Genomic DNA, 3,586 nt, shown 5'->3' on the forward strand with positions numbered 1-3,586 from the left:
TGCCCTCGCCCCGGTTGCCGCCCTCTCGGCGCGGGCCGTGGCGGCGCGGGCCGTGCCGGTGTTCCTCGCGCCGGGCGCTGACCATGGCCGGGCTCGGCGGGCCGAAGGCGTCCTCGGCCAGCGGCTCCGGCGTCACCAGCCGGAAGCCCAGCGTCTGCAGCACGGCGCCCAGGATGTCGGCCTTCACGCCAAGGCGGCTGGCCACATCCGGCGGCAGCATGGCCGGCGCCCGGCGGGTCAGGTGGCCGAGCTCGCCGGCGACGCGCTCGGCGACGTCGAGTCGCAGCAGCACCGGCCCGGCCTTCACCCAGCCCATGGTCTCGGCGAAGCCCTCCGGCCAGCCCTCGGGGGGCGGCACGGAGACCAGCCCGCCGCCGGGCACCGGCGGCACGTCGCAATCGGCCTTCAGCGCCCAGAGCTGCGCGCGCAGCGCCATCGGCCGCGGCTTCAGCATCTCGGGCAGGTAGAGCGCGAAGCGGCCGGCGCGGATGCCGATGCCCTTCAGCTTCTGGCGCAGCTCGGGGTTGATCTCGGCCTCGGTGCCGCCGGGCACCAGGCCGAGATATTCGCGCAGCCGGAAGGCCGGGCCGCGCAGCGCGCCATCCTCCGCCGCCTTGGCCTCGACCGTGTCGAGGGGGGCGAATTCCTTCTTGAGCTGCCCTTCCAGCCAGGTGGCGAGGCGGGCGCGGATGCGCTCGCGCTGGGCGCCATCCAGCAGGTCGGAGGGCAGCGGCTCGACCAGCGGCTTGTCCGGGGTGGGGCCGGGCCGCAGCCGCGCCACCTCGTCACCCTTCCAGGTGATGCGGTGGGACGGGGTCAGGGCGAAAGCGTCGTCGGACGCGGTTTCGATCTCAGTCACGCGCTTCGGCATCTCACTCTGCAGGGCACGGCGGGCGGCACGCAGGACAAGCTTGCGCTCCTCCCCATTACCCGCAGCGGCATCCGGTTCAAACACGAAACCCTTCACTTGGCCAACCGGGTGGCCTTCCACCACCACCTCACCCTGGCGGGTGACGGCGGAGAGCAGGTCGTCGGCCGATTCATCGAGCCGGCGAATCAGGTGCGCGGCGCGGCGATCGACGAAACGGGCGGTCAGGCGCTCATGCAGCGCGTCGCTCACCGCGTCCTCGGCGGCGCGCGCCGCGTCCTGGTGGCGCTGCGCGTCGCGGATCCAGTCGGATCGCGCCGCGATATAGGTCCAGACGCGAATCGCCGACAGCCGCGTCATCAGCGTGTCGAGATCGCCCTCGGTGGCGCCGAGCTGGGCGATCTGCGCCGCCACCCAGTCGGCGGGCAGGTGCCCGTCATGGACCAGATGGCCGAAGATGCGGGCGCAGAGCTTGACGTGGCTGTCATCCGCCAGCTTGCGGAAATCCGGGATCTGGCAGGCTTCCCACAGCAGGCCGACGCGGCGGCGGCCGCGCGCCAGGCGGCGCACCTCCGGGTCGCGCGACAGCGCCTCCAGCGTGATGTGGTCGGTCGCGTCATGGCCCTTGGCCAGGCCCGGCACCGGCGGCGGCATGGCCAGGCTGTCGAGCAGCCCGTCGATGCTGTCGAGGTCGAGCGCGGCGTTGCGCCAGGCCAGGGTCTGCAGGGATTCGAACTGGTGGCCCTCGATCTTGGCCACCATCTCCTCCGGCAGCGGCGGGCAGTCGGCGGTGACGCCGAAGCTGCCATCGCGCATGCCGCGCCCGGCGCGGCCGGCGATCTGCGCCGCCTCCTGCGCGGTCAGGATGCGCGGGCGGTGGCCGTCGAATTTCTGCAAAGACGCGAAGGCGACATGGTCCACATCCATGTTCAGCCCCATGCCGATGGCGTCCGTCGCCACCAGGAAATCCACCTCGCGATTCTGGTACAGCGCCACCTGGGCGTTGCGGGTGCGGGGGCTGAGCCGGCCCATCACCACGGCGCAGCCGCCACGGCGGCGGCGGATGGCTTCCGCGATGGCATAGACCTCGGCCGCCGAGAAGGCGACGACGGCCGAGCGCGGCGGCAGCCGCGTCAGCTTGGCGGGCCCCGCGTAGCGCAGCTCCGACAGGCGCGGGCGCGTCTCCACCTCGGCCTGCGGCACTAGGCGCTGCAGCAGCGGGCGGATGGTCTCGGCGCCGAGGAACATGGTCTCGACCAGGCCGCGCGCGTGCAGCAGCCGGTCGGTGAAGACATGGCCACGGTCGGGGTCGGCGCAGAGCTGGATCTCGTCCACCGCGACGAATTCCACCCGGCGGTCGAGCGGCATCGCCTCCACCGTGCAGGCGAACCATTTGGCGCCGGGGGGGAGGATCTTCTCCTCGCCGGTGATCAGCGCGACCTGGGCCGCGCCCTTCACCGCGACCATGCGGTCGTAATTCTCCCGCGCCAGCAGCCGCAGCGGGAAGCCGATGATGCCGGAGGCATGCGCCAGCATCCGGGTGATCGCCAGATGCGTCTTGCCGGTGTTGGTGGGGCCGAGCACGGCCTTGACCCGCGCCGGGAACATGCCGCCAGCGGACCGGTCGGCGGCACGGGCGGCGGCGGAGGGGGGGAGGCGGAGGGCCATCGCGCCCTGTGTGACGCCAAGCGGGGGGCGTTGCAACCGTGACCGCTTAACCGGGTGTAAGCCGGGCTTCTCGCAGAATGCGACAACGGGGCGGCAAGGGCCGTGCCCAGGCTTGGAGGATGGCATGTTCGCTTGGCTGTCGCGCTCTCTGGCGACCCGGCTTTATCTGCTGCTGGCCCTGTCCGGCCTGGTGGCGCTGTCCACCGCCGGCTTCGCCGTCTGGGCGCTGTCCAGCTACGAGGCCGAGGTGCGCGAGACGCAGCGGGCCGGCGCGGCCGCCTGGCGGGCGGAGCGGGTGAACGGCCGGGTGATGGAGGCGGTCTCCGACAGCCGCCTGCTGTATTTTTCCGAGCCGGGACAGCCCGCCCAGCGCGCCGCCGCCTCGCTGCGCGCCGCGTTGGACGGGCTGGAGCAGGAAATGGCCGCCTGGCGCCTTCTGGTGCCCGCCAGCCAGCAGGCCGAGTTCGCCCAGCTCTCCCGCGTGGTGGAGGAGTTCCTGCGCTTCCGCCGCGACATCGCCCGCGCCGGGGTCGAGGAAGGCCCGCCCGCCGCCAACCGCATGGGCAACAACGAGACCAACCGCGCCAACCGCCGCGCCCTGAACACCCTGCTGGACCGCGCCGCCAACGCCGCCGAGCGCGACAGCGCCGCCGCGGCCGAGGGCGCCATCGCCTATGCCGAGCGGCTGTCGCAGCTGCTCGCCGCGCTGGTGGCCTCGGCGCTGGCGCTGCTCGGCGTGGTGCTGGTGCTGACGGTGCGGCGCAGCATCCTGCGCCCGCTCTCCGCCGCCACCGCCGGCATCTCCGGCATGGCGGAGGGGCGGCTGGAACAGCCGGTGCCCGGCGCGAGGCGGCGCGACGAGATCGGCGTGCTGGCCGCCGCGGCCGAGGCGCTGCGCGAGAATCTGCGCCGCGCCGAGATGCTGGAGCGCGAGTCGCGCGCGCAGAATGCCGAGCGGCTGCAGCGGGCCGAGGCGATGGCCGCCGCCATGGCCGGCTTCCGCGAGGAGGTGGCGGCCGCCATGGCCGGGCTCTCCCAGGCGGCGCAGGC

2 protein-coding genes are annotated in these 3,586 nt (G+C 73.5%); one reads left to right on the forward strand and one right to left on the reverse strand.

The features are described from left to right. Positions 1-2,476 (reverse strand): helicase-related protein (locus HMPREF0731_RS09750; protein WP_083854489.1); only part of this gene is annotated, 2,476 nt, incomplete at its 3' end. 184 nt (positions 2,477-2,660) lie between these two features. Between HMPREF0731_RS09750 and HMPREF0731_RS25255 the strand changes: the two genes are divergently transcribed. Continuing rightward, positions 2,661-3,586: HAMP domain-containing protein (locus HMPREF0731_RS25255; protein WP_040612634.1), on the forward strand; the 926-nt coding region annotated here is incomplete at its 3' end.

Source organism: Pseudoroseomonas cervicalis ATCC 49957 (assembly GCF_000164635.1).
In the GTDB taxonomy this organism is placed as follows: Bacteria; Pseudomonadota; Alphaproteobacteria; order Acetobacterales; family Acetobacteraceae; genus Pseudoroseomonas; species Pseudoroseomonas cervicalis.